Below are 15,238 nucleotides of genomic sequence, written 5' to 3' on the forward strand. Positions count from 1 at the left end.
GGGGTTTCCCCATGTGAGAGTAGGTCATCGTCAAGATTAAATTCCAGAACCCCTGTTTGCTAAAGCAAACAGGGGTTTTGTTTTGGGCGGTCGAAAAGTGCAAAGGGGCTATCGGCATCCACAATGCACTTCACCATGAACGCACGCTGTCTCATATGTAGCATCGCCCCGTATGTTTTTCGATAAGTCGCTCAATCCTTCCCGACAAATTTGCACAGTTATTTCTGAACCAGACCATTAGAATAGGCACCTAACCTTTTTTAGAATTAGAGCCCTATCTATGCCCGATCCGGTTGATACCCCCGAGGTGTCGGATTTACCACTGGATGATCTGGTGGCATGCCATGAGTGCGACTTGCTGATGCGCAAGCCAACGCTCGCCCTGGGCGAAAAGGCTCAATGCCCGCGCTGCGGCTACGAGCTCTATGCTCATCGCCACAATGTCGTCGAGCGAAGCCTCGCCTTGGTGATTGCCGCGCTGTTGCTGTACATCCCTGCGAACTTTTTACCGATCATGCAGCTCAATCTACTTGGGCAGTCGTCAGAGGACACCGTGTGGAGTGGCGTCGTCGGCCTGTTCGATACCGGTATGCAAGGTGTAGCGGTTGTCGTATTCCTGTGCAGCATGGGAATTCCCCTGCTCAAGTTGCTCTGCCAATTAGCGGTGCTGCTAAGCATTCGCTGGAAGATCGGGCGCAGTTATGGGCTGTTGCTCTATCGCATTTACCATCACTTGAAGGATTGGGGGATGTTGGAGGTCTACTTGATGGGTGTGCTTGTCGCGATCGTTAAACTCGCCGACATGGCCTCTATCACAATTGGCCTGGGTCTGACCTGCTTCGTCAGTCTATTAATCGTTCAGGTTCTGCTTGAGGTGGTGATGTCGCCCCACCAGATCTGGCAGGCATTGGCAGGAGAGGATGATCATGCGGGCGATTGATGCAGGCATTCTGATTTGTACCGAATGCCACGAGTTGAACAAGCAAGAGGCCGATACCGATGAGCAGCTCTGCACGCGCTGCGGTGCGCTGATCCATGCCCGTCGCCCCAACAGCCTCATGCGCACCTGGGCCTTACTGATCACTGCGGCGATCTTGTATATCCCCGCCAATCTGTTGCCAATCATGACCGTCAGCTCCCTTGGCCAAGGCGACCCCAGTACGATCATGTCGGGGGTGATTCAGCTGGTACAGCACGGTATGTTTCCCATCGCTGCCGTGGTGTTTATTGCCAGCATCCTGGTGCCGACATTCAAACTGGTAGGCATTGGCCTGTTGCTGTTTTCGGTGCAGCGCCACCAACCGCTGTCCGCGCAGCAACGCATCGTTATGTACCGCTTTATCGAATTCATTGGCCGCTGGTCCATGCTGGATATCTTCGTGATCGCCATCCTGGTGGCGGTTGTTAACTTTGGGCGACTTGCCAGTGTCGAGGCCAATCTTGGCGCTGCAGCGTTCGCCAGTGTGGTGATCTTGACGATGCTTGCCGCAGTAACTTTTGATCCCCGACTGATTTGGGATAACACGGAGTCGGACGACGACCATGAGTGATTTGCCAAAAGCTAAAACCCGCCCAGCTTCCAATTGGTCGGCCATTTGGGTGTTGCCATTGGTCGCCCTGATTATTGGCGGCTGGTTAGGGTGGCGCGCCTATTCCCAGCAAGGCATTGAGATCCAGGTCCGCTTTGAAAGCGGCGAAGGCATCCAGGTCAACAAGACCGAAGTGGTCTACAAAGGCATGACCGTGGGCAAGGTCAAGACGCTGGCCCTGGACGACGAGGGCAGCAATCGCGGTGTGATCGCGACCATTGAGATGAACAAGGATGTCGAGCAATACCTCAAGACCAACACCCGTTTCTGGCTGGTCAAACCCAGCGTCAGCCTCGCTGGCATTACGGGTCTGGAAACCCTGGTCTCGGGTAACTACATTGCCGCCAGCCCTGGCGATGGCGAGCCCACTCGCAAATTCAAAGCGCTCTCCGAAGAACCGCCTTTGTCCGATGCCAAGCCCGGCCTCCACCTGACCATCAAGGCCGATCGCCTTGGCTCGCTCAACCGTGGCAGTCCGGTGTTCTACAAACAGATCCAGGTCGGTCAGGTCAAAAGCTACCTGCTGTCCGAAGACCAGAGCACTGTCGAGATCAAGGTCTACATCGAGCCGACCTACGCCAATCTGGTGCGCAAACACACACGTTTCTGGAACGCCAGCGGCATCAGCATCGACGCCAACCTCTCCGGCGTAAAAGTGCGCAGCGAATCCCTCTCCAGCATCGTCGCCGGTGGTATCGCGTTCGCCACACCCGAGAATCGCAAGGACAGCCCGCCGACCGACCCGAGCCTGCCGTTTCGCCTCTACGAGGACTTCGACGCCGCCGCAGCCGGCATCAAGGTCAAGGTCAAGCTCACCGATTTCGAGGGCCTGCAAGCCGGGCGTACTCCGGTCATGTACAAAGGCATCCAGGTCGGTAGCCTGAAAACCCTGAAGATTGACCCGGACCTGTCCAGTGCCAACGCCGAGCTGACCCTCGATCCGCTCGCCGAAGACTACCTGGTACAGGACACCCAATTCTGGGTGGTCAAACCGTCCATCTCCCTGGCGGGCATCACGGGGCTGGAAGCCCTGGTCAAAGGTAACTACATCGCCATCCGCCCCGGCGACAAAGGCAGCGCACCACAACGTGAGTTCGTCGCCCGAGCCAAAGCGCCGCCGTTGGACCTGCGTTCCCCAGGCCTGCACATGGTGCTGTTCACGGACAACCTTGGCTCCCTGGATGTCGGCAGCCCGATCCTCTATAAGCAGGTCAAAGTGGGTTCGGTGCAGAGCTACCAGTTCTCGCGCAAGAACAAACAACTGGTCATCGGTGTTCACATCGAGAAGGAATACGAGAACCTGGTCAACGGCTCGACGCGTTTCTGGAATGCCAGCGGCGTCACGCTGACCGGCGGCCTCACCGGCGGCATCCAGGTTAAGAGTGAATCCCTCGCCAGCCTGATGGCCGGTGGTATCGCCTTCGAAACGCCGGAACCGAATGTGCCGCTGAAAAAACGCATCCCGCGTTTCCGTCTGTTCACTGATCGTGAAGCGGCCAATCAACATGGCACCCTCGTGACCATCAAGGTTGATCGCGCCGACGGTTTGCGCGCGGGCACGCCAGTGCGCTTCAAAGGCCTGGATGTGGGCAAGATCGAGCACGTCGACCTCAGCGCCGACATGCAGTCAGTGCTGCTCAGCGCCCGTATTACCCAAGTGGCCGATCGGATCGCGCGCACAGGCAGCCAGTTCTGGGTGGTCAAGCCTGAGCTGGGTTTGATGAAAACCTCAAACCTGGAAACCCTGGTAACCGGCCAATACATTGAAGTGCTGCCCGCCGCGAAAAACCTAGGGCCGCAAAAAAGCTTCGTCGCATTGGACAAGCCACCGGAGGCGGTTCACCAGGAGGAAGGCCTCAGCTTGGTACTCAGCGCTGCACGTCGTGGCTCGCTGAAAGAGGGCGTTCCGGTCACTTACCGTGAAGTCACCGTCGGCAAAGTCACTGGCTACGAGCTGGGCCAGACCGCCGACCGTGTGCTGATCCACATCCTGATCGAACCCAAGTACGCGCCGCTGGTGCGTGGTGGCAGTCGCTTCTGGAACACCAGCGGTTTTGGACTCGACTTCGGCCTGTTCAAAGGTGCGACGGTCCGCACCGAATCCCTGGAAACCCTCGTTGCCGGCGGCATCGCCTTCGCAACGCCAGATGGCGAGCGTATGGGCAACGCCGCCCGCCCGCAGCAAACCTTCCCGTTGTTCGACAAGTTCGAAGATGAATGGCTGACTTGGGCGCCTAAAATCCCACTCGGCAAATAAGCCGAGGCGCGGCCTTCGCGAGCAAACCCGCTCCCACATTCGACCGCGTTCCTACAGGATAAACGCGGTCAAAAGTGGGAGCGGGCTTGCTCGCGATGAGGCCCTCAAAAACACCGCAAAAAAAGGCCACGATCCATAAGATCGCGGCCTTTTTGCATTTCAGCGCAGTGGATTAAACCGCATCCAACTCCGGCTCATCCGCCTGCACATTCACCGTTGCCTTCACCGCATCGTGACGACGGATGTACTTCCAATCCGCCTCGTCGATGTAGATGCCATTCGGCCCGCTGCCGCCTTCCAGGTCGATCGCCACCTGGGCGGACACCTGCGGCTTCACACTGGCCAGGATCGGCACAAAGCCCAACTGCAAACTGGTTTCCAGCAGCGCCGCCTGGTTCTTCTCGTCGATGTCTGCCGCTTCATCGAGGTAGTACGGCAAGCGCACGCGACCGGCCTGGTCACGGTCCATCAAGTGCAGCAACAAATACATGTTGGTCAGTGCCTTGATGGTCATGGTGGTGCCGTTCGACGCCGCGCCATCAATGTCGGTGTGAATCACGGGCTGACCGTTCACCTTGGTGATTTCGAACGCGAGCTCGAACAGGTCCTTGAGGCCCAACTGGTTATGGTTGGCAGCCACCAGGCGTGCGAGGTATTCCTTGGCCTCTTCGTTCTTGTTGTCCTGCTCGGCGCTCTGGCTGAGGTCGAACACCGACAAGGTTTCGCCTTCTTCATATTGACCGGCACTGTGGATGATCTGGTCGATATGCTTGAGGGCTTCCTTGTTCGGCGCCAGCACGATACGGAAGCTCTGCAGGTTGGAAACCTGGCGCTTGTTGATCTCGCGGTTGAACAAGGCCAGTTGGTGTTCCAGGCTGTCGTAGTCGCTGCGGATATTGCGCAGGGTCCGCGCGATATCGGTGACCGCTGCGCGGCGTGCCTTGCCCAGCGTCAGGGCTTCATCGGTGCGGTGCGCATAGGCGTTGATCAGCAATTGCAGGCGACGCTCCACGTCATCCTCGCTGTCAAACTTGGCCACACCCTTGAGGCGCACTTGGGCGTAAAGCGCTTCGATCTGGCCGTCGGCGCGCAGCAAACCTTGCCAGCTGTCCTGATAGTCGTTGAGCAACGGCAGCAAGTTGTCCATGGAGTCGTCCACCGGGTCCATGAACGGTGTGCCGAACGGCAAGTCCGCCGGCAGTAACTGACGGCGGCGCAGCGCGTCATCCAGCGTGCGCTGTTTGGCTTCCATATCGCCGATCTGACGCCCGACCAATTGCAGCTTGGCCGACAGCTGTTGGACGCGCTCGGTAAACGCATCGCTGGAGCGCTTGAGTTCATCCTGCGCCGCTTCCATCTGCGCCAGGTTTTCCAGTTTCTCGCCTTCCTCGGCACTCAGGGTTTGCGCGCGGCGGAAATCTTCCAAAGCCTTCTGCGCATCCAGCACTTGCTGGTACAGCGCTTCGGTCTGCGTCTTGCTCGCTGCCCGGTCAGAGGCTACGGCCTGTTGGGTCTTGAGCTGCTTGAGTTCTTTTTCCAGGCGCTCTTTCTGGTCGCGCAACGCCGCGCGATCCGCCAGCGCCTGCAATGCAGGTGGTTCGATGTGGGAGATGTCGATGGACAGCCCCGGTACTTCAAAACGCTCGCCTTTGAAGCCGTCGAGAATCTGCTCCAGGGATTTGACCCACTGGCCGTCCTCATCCAGCGTGATGCCGTGTTCGCCCAATGGCAGGCTGAACAACGAACTGTTGAACAGACGCATCAGGCGCTCGACGTCCTGCTGTGAGAATTCTTCGCGCAGTTTGGCGTAGCTGTTGTTGTCCGCGTGATCGAGCTGCTGCTTGACCGACTTCAGGCGTTTTTCCAGGTCGCGCAAACGCTCGTCCAAATCCTCGGCGCTGAACTGCCGCGACTGCGCCAGGGCGCCCGCCAGTTCATCGTGGGCATCTTTGGCCGCCAGCAGTTGCTGCTCCAGCACCTTGACGTCATCCACCAGGGCAAAGCGATGCTTGAGTACCGACAGCTCGCCCAGCCAACGCTGGATGCCGCTGATTTCCCGCTCCAGGCGCATCAGCTCCTGGGTGCCCCCACGTTGATCGTTTTGCAGCGCGTCCTGCTCGTTGCGGTAGTGCTCGGCCTGGATCGTCAGTTCTTCCTTGCGCGCACTGGCGTAGTCCGACCAAGTGCCGAGCAGCGAGTCCAGCAGCGGCGACAGGCGATGCAATTTGCCGCGTAAAATGTCGCGCTGTTTTACGCCATTGGCGAGCGCTTCCACCAACGGCCCGGCGGCCACCAGCGAGTTGTAATCCTGCTCCATGCGTCGCACGTCGCGGAAGGCTTCTTCGCACGCCGCGATGTAATCGACACTGCCGGAACGCAGGCTGTGTTCGAAAGCATCCAGGAACAGTTGCTTGAGCTTGGCCGCGGTGATTTCGCGCATGTGCAGCAGATTGATAAACAGCGCGCGGAAGGTCTTCAGGCTCTGTTCGCTGGTGGAGCGCAGCGGAATCAGGGTCAGGTCCAGCGGCACCGACGTGTGGCCGCCTACCAGCAAGCGGCGCAGTTCATCCGGCTTGAGTTCGTAGGCTTTCAGGCCTTCGCGTTCAAGGTTGGTGAACAGCTCTTTCTGGCGCAGGCAGGTGTCGTTTTTCTGGTAGTGGGCCAGGTCCAGCTTGCCCGCATAGGCAAAGAACTGGTGACCGAAACCACCGCCCGGGCCGCGCCCGACCACGCCGATCACGTGCGGGCCGTGGGGCAGCGAGACTTCCACCAGGATGTAGCTGGTGTCAGTCGCAAAGTAGAACCGCCGCGATTGCTCCAGGGTGTACTTGCCAAAACTCATGTCCGACATGCGTGCCAGAATCGGGAACTGCAGGGCGTTGATCGAAGCGGATTTACCCAGGTTGTTCGCGCCGTACACCGACAGCGGCTCTTCCAGTGGGAACAAACCCAGGCTGTAACCGGCGGTGTTCAATAGGGCGAAGCGGCGGATGCCGTAGCGTTCCTTACTCATGCGTCGGTCTCCTGTTCTTCGGCAATGGCACGGGCCAGGGCGTCTTCTTCGCTTTCTTCCGAGAAGTCACTCAGGTCGAGGGGGTCATCGGTCTTGAGCAGTTTTTCATCGCTGTCATCATCGATGATCACCGGCGCCGGCAATGGCAACACGCTGTGCACGCTGGCGGCAAGGTCGCGGTCCTGCTGCACCGACAGGCACACATCGAGGAATCGGTGCATCGGCGGCAGGAAGCGATAGATGCCGTTGTCCTCGCTGGCAAAACCCAGCTGGGTCATGCGGCGCATGATTTTTTCTTCGAGCTCTTCCTGGGTCTGCACTTCGGCCTGGATAAACAGGTCGCGGTACTTCTCCAGCAACGACGGCAATTCATCGCGGCCCAGGCTGCCACCGTCGAGCACAGCGATCGGGTCGCGGCCCTGGTCGGCCAAATGCTCGACGATGATGAAGGTGAACAACGCCAGGCGCTGGGCGGTCTTGTTCACCTGCGCGCTGGCAATGGCGGAGTCCGGCACGAAGTAGTAGAAACCGCGCGTATCGCATACCAGCTCGAAGCCCAGGGCCTTGAACAGCGTGCGGTACTGGTCCTGGAAGTTCGACAGTTGCGCATACAGCTCCGGGTCACGGCGGCTGACGTGATAACCCTTGAACAGCTCGCGAAAGATCGGCGCCAGCTGGGACAGTTCGGATAGATCAAGATGCATAAGGGGTGCTCGCAGAATTCTCGACGGCGTCAGTGCCAGCCGGGAGCAGGGCGAATGAGCGCAGGCTGACCTGGTGCTCGTGTGTGTGGTAGTCGCGGCGTTCCAGGCGTTCGCGCTTGAAACGTTTCTCGCGTGAGAGTCGCGAGAACCAGTACAGCAATTCGTCGGTGGCTCCGTCCGGCTCCTGCTCCAGCAGCCAGGTCATCAGGTCCGGCATCGGCAACGCGTCTTCGCAGCGCTCGAGCATTTCCTTGACCGTGCGCGGTGCACGCTGGGCTTCGCCCTTGTGGGATTTGTGCGCCTTGGGGAACCGCGCCGGTTTCGGCTCGAAATTCGCCAGGGCATACACATACGCTTCGACCTGGCTGGCGCTGCCGAGGAAGGTGCTTTGTGGCCGGGTGAACATCGGCATTGCTGCCTGTGGCACCGCGTCCAGGCCTTTACGGCGGATGGCCGATAGCGCCAACGCCGCGCCACGGGTCACGGCATTGTGCCGACGCGCTTCTTCACGCAACGGCAACAGCAGTTCGCGGGCATGACGCAAGGTCAACTGGGCACTGGTCTGCATTTCGAGGATGCGCGCGTGGGTGCGCAACAGCATGTCGTCGTCGACCAGGTGGCCGAGGCGCTGTTGCTCGGTCAGCATGCGCAACAGCACGTTTTCGACCTTGCGCACGCCTTGTTCGAAGGCGCCGTCGGCGTTCACCAGTTGGATCATCGGTTCGACGTATTCGTCCCAGGTTGCCAATACCTCGGCATAACGCTGGCGCAACGGGATCTGGCGGTCGCTGGTCTTGGCGCGGTCGGCCACGGCAGCGAGGGCCTGTTCGTCGTTGGCGAGTTTTTTCAGCACATCGCGGACGCGCATATCCAGCAGGCGCAGTTGACGGGCCAGGTCGTGGCCGTCACGGATGTCGAAGGCGTCCTGGATGTAGCCGGCCAGGCGCTCGAGGTGGCGCAGGTAGGCTTCGATTTCCAGGCACAGGCCAAGCCGGTGCTCCTTGCGAAGATACGCCAGGAAGTCGTGGATCTGTGCATTGAGCTCGAAACGGTTCGGGCTCTTGGCGACAGGCACCAGGATATCCAGGCGAATCCACACGTCCAGCAGGCTGGTGATGTCCTGGGGCGTGCTGTCCAGTTGTTGGGCGGCCAGTTGTGCGCGCAGCTCGCCAAGGCTCAAGGTGCCTTGGTCGAAGTGTTCGCACAGTGGCTCAAGTAAGGCCCAGTGTTCGGCGAGGGCGCGCAGGACGCGCTTGGGTTCGATCATGGGAATGGCCGGCTGGTTGGCGATTAAAAGTCGCGATTGTACTGCATCAGGCGCGGGATTTATCCACAGCCGGTCAGTGCGCAGTGGGCGATTGTTACCGAACAGCGGTAGAATCCCCGCTCTTTACTTATCCACAAGTGGCCGAGCTGTGCTTATCGAGTCCCGACGTCGCGCTTACTTGACCGCCATGCAGGTGGTCAACTGGCTGCCCCGCACCGAACTGCCGTTTGCCGCCCCGTCGCGGCCCGAGCTGCTGCAGGCGCCTGAGCCTTATGAGGCGTTCGAGGTTTCAGGGGAGGAGGCGGCGGCGCCGGTGGCGGTGGTCAAGCCCGTTCCCGAGGCGCGTCCTGTGGTCGAGCGGGCGAAGATCGAAGTACCGCGCCCTTCACCAGCAGCCAAACCCGTGGTGGCCGAAGAGGCCGCGCCGGTGGTCAAGGCCCCGGTGGTGCCGCCGCCACGCTTTGCCCTGCAATTGCTGCGGGCCGGGCGTTGCCTGCTGTTAGTGGAATTGCCCACTGGCGAACGCTTCCAGACCCGCGACCCGGCCTACATGCTGCTCAAGGACATGCTGCGCGCCGCCGGCCTGCCCGACAGCCCGCAGATCGTCGGCGACCCGGTGCGCTGGCCGCTGCTGGTGCGTGGCACCATGGACCAGGGCCCGGAAGCCGCGCGGGATTTTGTACAAGGTTTTGTGTCGGCGCGCCTGGAAGACGAACCCTGCGTGTGCCTGTGGTTGATCGGCCTGCCCGCTGTGCGTTTTGCCGGCGAAGCGAATGCCGAAGCCTGGTACCGCGAACTGCAGGTCGAAGGTCTGGGCTCGGTTTGGGCCCTGCCGGGCCTGGAATTATTAATGGAAGAGCCACAGCGTAAGGCTGATGTCTGGCAAGCCATGCGCCGGCTGATGGCGCGCTGGAAAAGTACCGATGAGTGAAGCTTTATCCTTTCGCCCGATGACCGAGGCGGACCTCGACGCTGTACTGAAGATTGAATACGCGGCGTTCAGCCATCCCTGGACCCGCGGAATTTTTCTCGATGGGCTGGGCAAGTACCAGATCTGGCTGATGTTCGAGGGCGAGCAGCAGGTGGGCCACGGTGTGGTGCAAATCATCCTTGATGAAGCGCATTTGCTGAATATCACCGTCAAGCCGGAAAACCAGGGCCGTGGTTTGGGCCTGGCGCTGCTGGAACACTTGATGTCCCGCGCGTATGCCGCCAAAGCCCGGGAATGCTTCCTGGAAGTGCGCGACAGCAATACCGGCGCGTTCCGCCTGTATGAGCGCTACGGTTTCAACGAGATCGGCCGTCGACGCGATTACTACCCCGCCGTGGGTGGGCGCGAAGATGCAGTCGTAATGGCTTGCACCTTAGTCGACTAAGACACAAAACCCCTGTGGAGGCACACTCCTGTGGGAGCTGGCTTGCCTGCGATAGCATCCCCTCGGTCTCACTGAGACACCGAGGCACCAGCATCGCGGGCAAGCCCGGCTCCAACAGGGGCGGTGGTGTGTCAGCGGTTACCGTCTACCGGGTCGATATCCGCCAACTCGGCTTCATCCAGCCCATTCCCGCCGCCGATCTCATCTTCATCGACGATGCTCAAATCGTAATCCGCCGGGCTGTCTTCACCTTCTTCCCGAGCATCCCGTGCGCCGTCCTCATGAATCAGCGTTTCCGGGCTCATGTCATCATCGGTGGGTTCGTGGTCATCCGTTGAAGCCCCGGTCATCCCGGCTTCGCGTACCCGCTCGTCGGGCATCAGGTGTTCACGTTCACTCGGTGGGATTTCATCGCCGATTTCTGCCGTCGGCGCTTCTTCGTCAAAATCCAGCTCATGTATCGAGCCCATGCGGTCTTCATTGTCATCAATGGGTTCCGGCTGCGTAGCGCCGTAGGGACGTCGTGATTCTGTCATGGCCAATCCTCATGCTGTGGGGCTTATAGTGTGTGGACAGGCATGGCTCCCCAAAGATTCAAGCTAATTAACGCCGGTCTATTCTTTAAACCGGGCGTGACCCGGACGAGCGGTCGTCTGTCAAAGCTGCGCATCATTCCTGAGGCTTTCCCTGATGAACGAACTACAAGACCTGCTTGATAACAACGAACGCTGGGCGGATGCGATCAAACAGGAAGATCCCGAATTCTTCGCCAAGCTCGCCCGCCAGCAAACCCCGGAATACCTGTGGATCGGCTGCTCCGACGCCCGTGTACCGGCCAACGAAATCGTCGGCATGCTGCCCGGTGATCTGTTTGTGCACCGCAACGTGGCCAACGTGGTATTGCACACCGACCTTAATTGCCTGTCGGTGATCCAGTACGCGGTCGACGTGCTCAAGGTCAAACATATCCTCGTGACTGGCCACTACGGCTGCGGCGGCGTGCGCGCGTCCATGCAGGACCGCCAGTTCGGCCTGATCGATGGCTGGCTGCGCACCATTCGTGACCTCTACTACGAAAACCGCGAACTGTTGGCCCAGTTGCCGACCGAAGAAGAACGCGTCGACCGCCTTTGCGAGCTGAACGTGATTCAGCAGGTGGCCAACGTGGGTCACACCAGCATTGTGCAAAACGCCTGGCACCGTGGGCAGAGCCTGTCGATCCATGGCTGTATCTATGGCATCAAGGATGGTCGCTGGAAGAGCTTGAACACCACCATCAGTGGTTTCGAGCAACTGCCACCGCAATATCGCTTGCGGCCATTGGGCGAGGTCTAAGGCCGTTTGCGCAGCCGCCATTGGGCCATGAAGGCCTGACCGTCGGCGTTCAAGGGCTCCGCACTGCCGGTGATCCACCCCCGGCAGTTCAGCTCGCCGCATTGGCAGGCGAACTGCCGGAACACCGCGTCCTCGGTATTGGCGTAATCCATCGTCAGCAGGTCGCCTGCAGCGATGGCTTGCACCGTCCAGACTTCCAGGTAAGTGGCATCGAAAAACACGTTCGGGTTGCAGGAGTGCGACAGCAGGCCGCTGAACCACGGGTCATACAAGTGGATGCGTGATGACAGTTGCAGGGTATGCAAGCGTCGCTCGCTCAGGGCGTAGCCGGAGACTCGGGCAATGCGCAGGCGGCTGTCAAAGGTAACGCACGCCTTGATGACGGCGCCTGGCCCATTTGCGTCCTGTGCGATCTGGAAGTGTTTGGTCGAGGGGTAACCCTGTTCAACGAGCACCGTCTTGAAGGGGTAAAGGCCGTCACTCACAGCGGTGTTAGCCTTATCCATGGCTTGAGTTTTCATGACTCTCCTGGGTTGGGCTGCATCGACCTGCGAGTGGGGCTGACTATCAGTCTTGCAGCGGATGGGTGCCACTCAAGACTCGCTGATATTGGATCCGATTTCTACTGTCAACTCTGACAGTAGAAATCGGTTATAACCTGTTCAGCTTACAGCGCCGGGGCCATGACCGCCGGGGTTGGAGCGGCGTCCTTCAGTTGTTTCAACTGAGCCTTGATGACGGGGGTGGCGCATTTGGCGTTGGCTTGTTCCGGGGTCAGATTGCGCACCGAGGTATAGAACAACTCACAGGTCTGTTCCTTGCGCGTGACCTGCCAGGTATTCATGCAAGCCTTGAGCAGTACATTCGCATCGCTGGCGGGTTTCTGCCCCATGCCGGCTTGCCAGCAGGCGGCGCTCAGGTCCTGCCCCATCACCTTCAAGCCGGCCTCATCGGCTTTCTGTTCATTACCGTCGTAGGTTGCAGGGTCTGCCGCATACCAGATGTAACTCGGGTGGTTGGCGCCCAATACCGACACGGTCTTGCCCGCTGTCGGGCTGATCTGCGCCAGGCCCAGCACGCCCACGGTCTGGCCGTATTGTTGCTTGATCCAATTCCGCACCGGTGCGCCGAACGCCACCATTGGCAACGAGCCGTTGGCGCGCAGGCTCAACTCCTTGACCATGCGTGTCTGGTAATCGGCGAAGTAGCTGTAAACGTTTTCGAGGTCCTTGCCCGCATTGGAGGGCGCGGCGATCGGTGCGATATCGATGATGGTCTGGTAGGCCGGCGTTTCGGTGGCAGGGATGCCATTGTCGGTGAGCAACGTGGCCCAGCGGTCGGTGGTTGCCGATTCCAGGTAATCCTGGGCCTGGGTCAGCGAATAGTCCGGCGGGAAGTGCAGCAGTTCGATGCTCTTGCGATTTTCCAGGGCCATGCCCAGCGGCAGGAACAGGTACCAGTTGTAAGCCCACTTGCCGTCGCTGTTGAGTTTGCTGGCGCCTTGGTAGGCCAGGTCGGCGGTATCGAGCAGCGTGGTCAGCGGCTGGCCGTAGTGGTCGGGCACGCCGCTGAAGGTGGCTGAGACCTGGCCGTCATGGGTTTTCACACTGACCTTGGCGCGGCTGTAACCGTCGCGCTGCAGGCTCTGGTTCAGATAATGCTCGGCGGTCTGCTCCAGCGTCCATGGCCGAAAGCAGATCACGTTGCAGTTATTGGGGAACGCAAACAACTGGGTGACCCGTTGCGTGCTGCCCAATGGTACTTCGATGTCGGCCTGTACGACCGCACTGGCCAGCAGTGCGGCCAGGGTGAAGGACAGCCTGGTCGGTTTGAACATAGTTGTTTCCTTGTCAGCGAAAGCCCGTCTGCGCGGGGTGAAAGCCCACTTCCACACAGTAGCGGTTGACCAGGAAAACCGCGTGCTAAATCGCTGGGCATGTCGCTATTGGATAAGAAAACCTACACCTTGAACTGCAAGGCGTTGCTCAGATCGCCCATGGGCTTCTGGCCGCGCGCAATCATTGCGTCGTCGCGCAGCTTGAGGCCGTCCAGTTTCTCCAACTGGAACACCCGGGTGATCAAGCGCAGGATCGAGGCGGTGTCGTAAACCGTATGGTCCACCGTACCTTTGCGCGCAAACGGCGAAATAACCAACGCCGGGATACGCGTGCCCGGGCCCCAGCGGTCGCCTTTAGGCGGTGCGACGTGGTCCCACCAGCCGCCGTTCTCATCGACGGTGATGATCACGACCATGTTTTTCCACTGCGGGCTCTCCTGCAACACTTTCAGGGCGCGGGTGATATGGCGGTCGCCTGAGGCCACGTCGGCGTAACCGGCGTGCATGTTGAGGTTGCCCTGGGGTTTGTAGAAACTCACCGCCGGCAGTGTTCCCGCCTGGGCATCAGCCAGGAAGTGATTGGTGCTCGGCTCGTCGCCCAGGCCGCCGTCGCGCAGGCGTTTCTTGCGCTCCGCCGGGTTTTCCGGACCTTGCTGCTTGAAGTAGTTGAACGGCTGGTGGTGATACTGAAAGCTGGGGATCTTCGGAATCGCCAGCGAATCCTTGTGCTCGTCGATCGTTGCCTGCCAGGCACCGCCATACCAGGCCCAATCGACGTTCTTCTTCGACAGCTTGTCGCCGATGTGTTCGTGAGACTGCGGCACCAGCACGCTGGGCAGGTCGGGCTTGGCGTAGTCCGGGCGCTCCGGGTCGCGGATCCAGGTGGGCCAGTACGGTGGCGCCATGGTGTTTACCGAATAGCCGTCCGGCGTCAGCGCGCTGGGCCCGAACTGCGGCGGGCCGGTCATGGCGCTGGCCGGTGACTTGTCCAACGGCTTGAGGCGCGTGTCGGTTGGGTCGTCGCTCTGCAGCGTGGCGATCTGCGATTTAGCCACCGAGTTGGCGGCGTCCGGGTAAAACGGCACTTGAGCACTGATCAAGTATTGGTGGTTGAGGTACGAACCGCCAAAGGCACCCTGGAAGAAGTTGTCGCACAGCACGAACTCCCTGGCGACGTCCCACAGGCGCAGCGAATAACGCGTTTGCGGGTAATGGCCAAGCGTTAGCGCACCGGAGTCGGCCCAGGCGACAAACAGGTCGTTCTTGCCCCCATTGATCTGCATCTGGTTCTGATAAAACACATGCCACAGGTCGCGGGTGACCAGGCCCAGGGGCAGGTCTTCGCCGTTCGGCCCCTTCAGTGCGTAGGGCGCGTTGGGCAAGTGTTCCTGATATTGGGTGGCGCTGGGGTAAAGCACCCCGTCAATTGTTTGCGGCCCTAGCTGATTCACGCCGCCCCAGACTTCCGGCAGCGTCTCCAGCAGGCTGCCGTCGCGGTCGCGTTGCTGGTAGTCGGCGGGTTTGAGAGCGGACAGCGGGCTTTCCACGCCGGGGAAGTCGGCAAACAGGTTGTTGAAACTGCGGTTTTCACCGTAGATCACCACCACATTCTTCACGTTGTCGTGCAAGGCCTTGTCCAGCTCGGCAGGCGACAGTTCGCGGGTGACCACCGGGCCAGCCGGTTCAGCGGGCCCACCGCAGGCGCTCAAGGTCGCCCCGGCGCCCAGTACGGCAACCCCTCCTAAAAAGCGCCGACGGCTTGAATCGGGGAGCGTGTCGGCGGCGTTTTTGGTGGCTTTCTGGTCTTCGGTTTCTTCGGTCATCCGAGGCTTCTCACTGCTGTTTTTGGTTTATTTGTTG

13 protein-coding genes are annotated in these 15,238 nt (G+C 60.1%); 6 read left to right on the top strand and 7 right to left on the bottom strand.

Translation table 11 applies throughout. The features are described from left to right. Positions 1–280: 280 nt before the first annotated feature. The 3 genes from ACDZ94_RS11585 to ACDZ94_RS11595 are packed head-to-tail and all read left to right on the top strand — an operon-like array spanning position 281 to position 3,846. Entirely contained in the window at positions 281–940 is a 660-nt protein-coding gene (locus tag ACDZ94_RS11585; protein WP_064450535.1) for a paraquat-inducible protein A, read from the top strand. Then, on the top strand, positions 927–1,550 hold the full coding sequence (locus ACDZ94_RS11590; protein WP_221293826.1) for a paraquat-inducible protein A: 624 nt from the start codon (positions 927–929) through the stop codon (positions 1,548–1,550). Before ACDZ94_RS11585 ends, ACDZ94_RS11590 begins: the two co-directional genes overlap by 14 nt. Beyond that, a complete protein-coding gene (locus ACDZ94_RS11595) occupies positions 1,543–3,846 on the top strand; it encodes a PqiB family protein (protein ID WP_407016636.1) in 2,304 nt (767 codons plus the stop codon). The genes ACDZ94_RS11590 and ACDZ94_RS11595 overlap by 8 nt, the downstream gene beginning before the upstream one ends. 172 nt (positions 3,847–4,018) lie before the next feature. Here ACDZ94_RS11595 and mksF read toward each other — a convergent pair whose 3' ends face one another. Genes mksF through mksB form a run of 3 tightly spaced genes read right to left on the bottom strand, consistent with a single transcriptional unit; the run spans position 4,019 to position 8,830 of the window. Next, positions 4,019–6,859, bottom strand: coding sequence for an Mks condensin complex protein MksF (gene mksF / locus ACDZ94_RS11600; protein WP_064450538.1), 2,841 nt, complete (start codon positions 6,857–6,859; stop codon positions 4,019–4,021). Then, positions 6,856–7,563 carry an Mks condensin complex protein MksE gene (gene mksE / locus ACDZ94_RS11605; protein WP_064450539.1) on the bottom strand — a complete coding sequence of 236 codons (708 nt, stop codon included), beginning with the start codon at positions 7,561–7,563 and terminating at the stop codon, positions 6,856–6,858. Before mksE ends, mksF begins: the two co-directional genes overlap by 4 nt. Beyond that, entirely contained in the window at positions 7,553–8,830 is a 1,278-nt protein-coding gene (gene mksB / locus ACDZ94_RS11610) for an Mks condensin complex protein MksB (RefSeq protein ID WP_064450540.1), read from the bottom strand. Before mksB ends, mksE begins: the two co-directional genes overlap by 11 nt. Positions 8,831–9,017: 187 nt before the next feature. Between mksB and ACDZ94_RS11615 the strand changes: the two genes are divergently transcribed. After that, on the top strand, positions 9,018–9,761 hold the full coding sequence (locus ACDZ94_RS11615; RefSeq protein ID WP_262667960.1) for an energy transducer TonB: 744 nt from the start codon (positions 9,018–9,020) through the stop codon (positions 9,759–9,761). Further along, on the top strand, positions 9,754–10,206 hold the full coding sequence (rimI, locus tag ACDZ94_RS11620) for a ribosomal protein S18-alanine N-acetyltransferase (protein ID WP_032886035.1): 453 nt from the start codon (positions 9,754–9,756) through the stop codon (positions 10,204–10,206). The genes ACDZ94_RS11615 and rimI overlap by 8 nt, the downstream gene beginning before the upstream one ends. Before the next feature lie 131 nt (positions 10,207–10,337). Here the strand turns inward: rimI and ACDZ94_RS11625 are convergent, their stop codons facing one another. Further along, the gene (locus ACDZ94_RS11625) at positions 10,338–10,742 is read right to left on the bottom strand and encodes a serine kinase/phosphatase (protein WP_432750188.1); all 405 of its coding nucleotides are present in this window, start codon (positions 10,740–10,742) and stop codon (positions 10,338–10,340) included. Positions 10,743–10,896: 154 nt separating this feature from the next. Here ACDZ94_RS11625 and can point away from each other — a divergent pair, with 154 nt between their 5' ends. Then, positions 10,897–11,541, top strand: coding sequence for a carbonate dehydratase (gene can / locus ACDZ94_RS11630; protein ID WP_064450543.1), 645 nt, complete (start codon positions 10,897–10,899; stop codon positions 11,539–11,541). On the opposite strand, the gene ACDZ94_RS11635 is transcribed toward can, so the two are convergent. The 3 genes from ACDZ94_RS11635 to acpA form a co-directional block, all read right to left on the bottom strand. After that, the gene (locus tag ACDZ94_RS11635; RefSeq protein WP_064450544.1) at positions 11,538–12,062 is read right to left on the bottom strand and encodes a hypothetical protein; all 525 of its coding nucleotides are present in this window, start codon (positions 12,060–12,062) and stop codon (positions 11,538–11,540) included. The two genes, can and ACDZ94_RS11635, sit on opposite strands and share 4 nt — an antisense overlap. Before the next feature lie 146 nt (positions 12,063–12,208). Next, positions 12,209–13,378 (bottom strand): hypothetical protein, encoded by a 1,170-nt coding sequence (locus tag ACDZ94_RS11640; RefSeq protein WP_064450545.1) that lies wholly within the window; start codon positions 13,376–13,378, stop codon positions 12,209–12,211. A 122-nt stretch (positions 13,379–13,500) separates the two neighbouring features. Further along, positions 13,501–15,201, bottom strand: coding sequence for an acid phosphatase (gene acpA, locus ACDZ94_RS11645; RefSeq protein WP_262666941.1), 1,701 nt, complete (start codon positions 15,199–15,201; stop codon positions 13,501–13,503). Positions 15,202–15,238 lie beyond the last annotated feature (37 nt).

The sequence above is a fragment of the Pseudomonas sp. UBT genome (assembly GCF_050915955.1).
Lineage (GTDB): Bacteria > Pseudomonadota > Gammaproteobacteria > Pseudomonadales > Pseudomonadaceae > Aquipseudomonas > Aquipseudomonas antarctica_A.

What these genes read in the sequence shown, in the direction of transcription:
- mksF (WP_064450538.1), bottom strand. Translation starts at nt 6,859, where the DNA reads ATGAGTAAGGAACGCTACGGCATCCGCCGCTTCGCCCTATTGAACACC.
- ACDZ94_RS11635 (WP_064450544.1), bottom strand. Translation starts at nt 12,062, where the DNA reads ATGAAAACTCAAGCCATGGATAAGGCTAACACCGCTGTGAGTGACGGC.
- mksE (WP_064450539.1), bottom strand. Translation starts at nt 7,563, where the DNA reads ATGCATCTTGATCTATCCGAACTGTCCCAGCTGGCGCCGATCTTTCGC.
- acpA (WP_262666941.1), bottom strand. Translation starts at nt 15,201, where the DNA reads ATGACCGAAGAAACCGAAGACCAGAAAGCCACCAAAAACGCCGCCGAC.
- ACDZ94_RS11640 (WP_064450545.1), bottom strand. Translation starts at nt 13,378, where the DNA reads ATGTTCAAACCGACCAGGCTGTCCTTCACCCTGGCCGCACTGCTGGCC.
- can (WP_064450543.1), top strand. Translation starts at nt 10,897, where the DNA reads ATGAACGAACTACAAGACCTGCTTGATAACAACGAACGCTGGGCGGAT.
- ACDZ94_RS11615 (WP_262667960.1), top strand. Translation starts at nt 9,018, where the DNA reads ATGCAGGTGGTCAACTGGCTGCCCCGCACCGAACTGCCGTTTGCCGCC.
- ACDZ94_RS11595 (WP_407016636.1), top strand. Translation starts at nt 1,543, where the DNA reads ATGAGTGATTTGCCAAAAGCTAAAACCCGCCCAGCTTCCAATTGGTCG.
- mksB (WP_064450540.1), bottom strand. Translation starts at nt 8,830, where the DNA reads ATGATCGAACCCAAGCGCGTCCTGCGCGCCCTCGCCGAACACTGGGCC.
- rimI (WP_032886035.1), top strand. Translation starts at nt 9,754, where the DNA reads ATGAGTGAAGCTTTATCCTTTCGCCCGATGACCGAGGCGGACCTCGAC.
- ACDZ94_RS11585 (WP_064450535.1), top strand. Translation starts at nt 281, where the DNA reads ATGCCCGATCCGGTTGATACCCCCGAGGTGTCGGATTTACCACTGGAT.
- ACDZ94_RS11590 (WP_221293826.1), top strand. Translation starts at nt 927, where the DNA reads ATGCGGGCGATTGATGCAGGCATTCTGATTTGTACCGAATGCCACGAG.
- ACDZ94_RS11625 (WP_432750188.1), bottom strand. Translation starts at nt 10,742, where the DNA reads ATGACAGAATCACGACGTCCCTACGGCGCTACGCAGCCGGAACCCATT.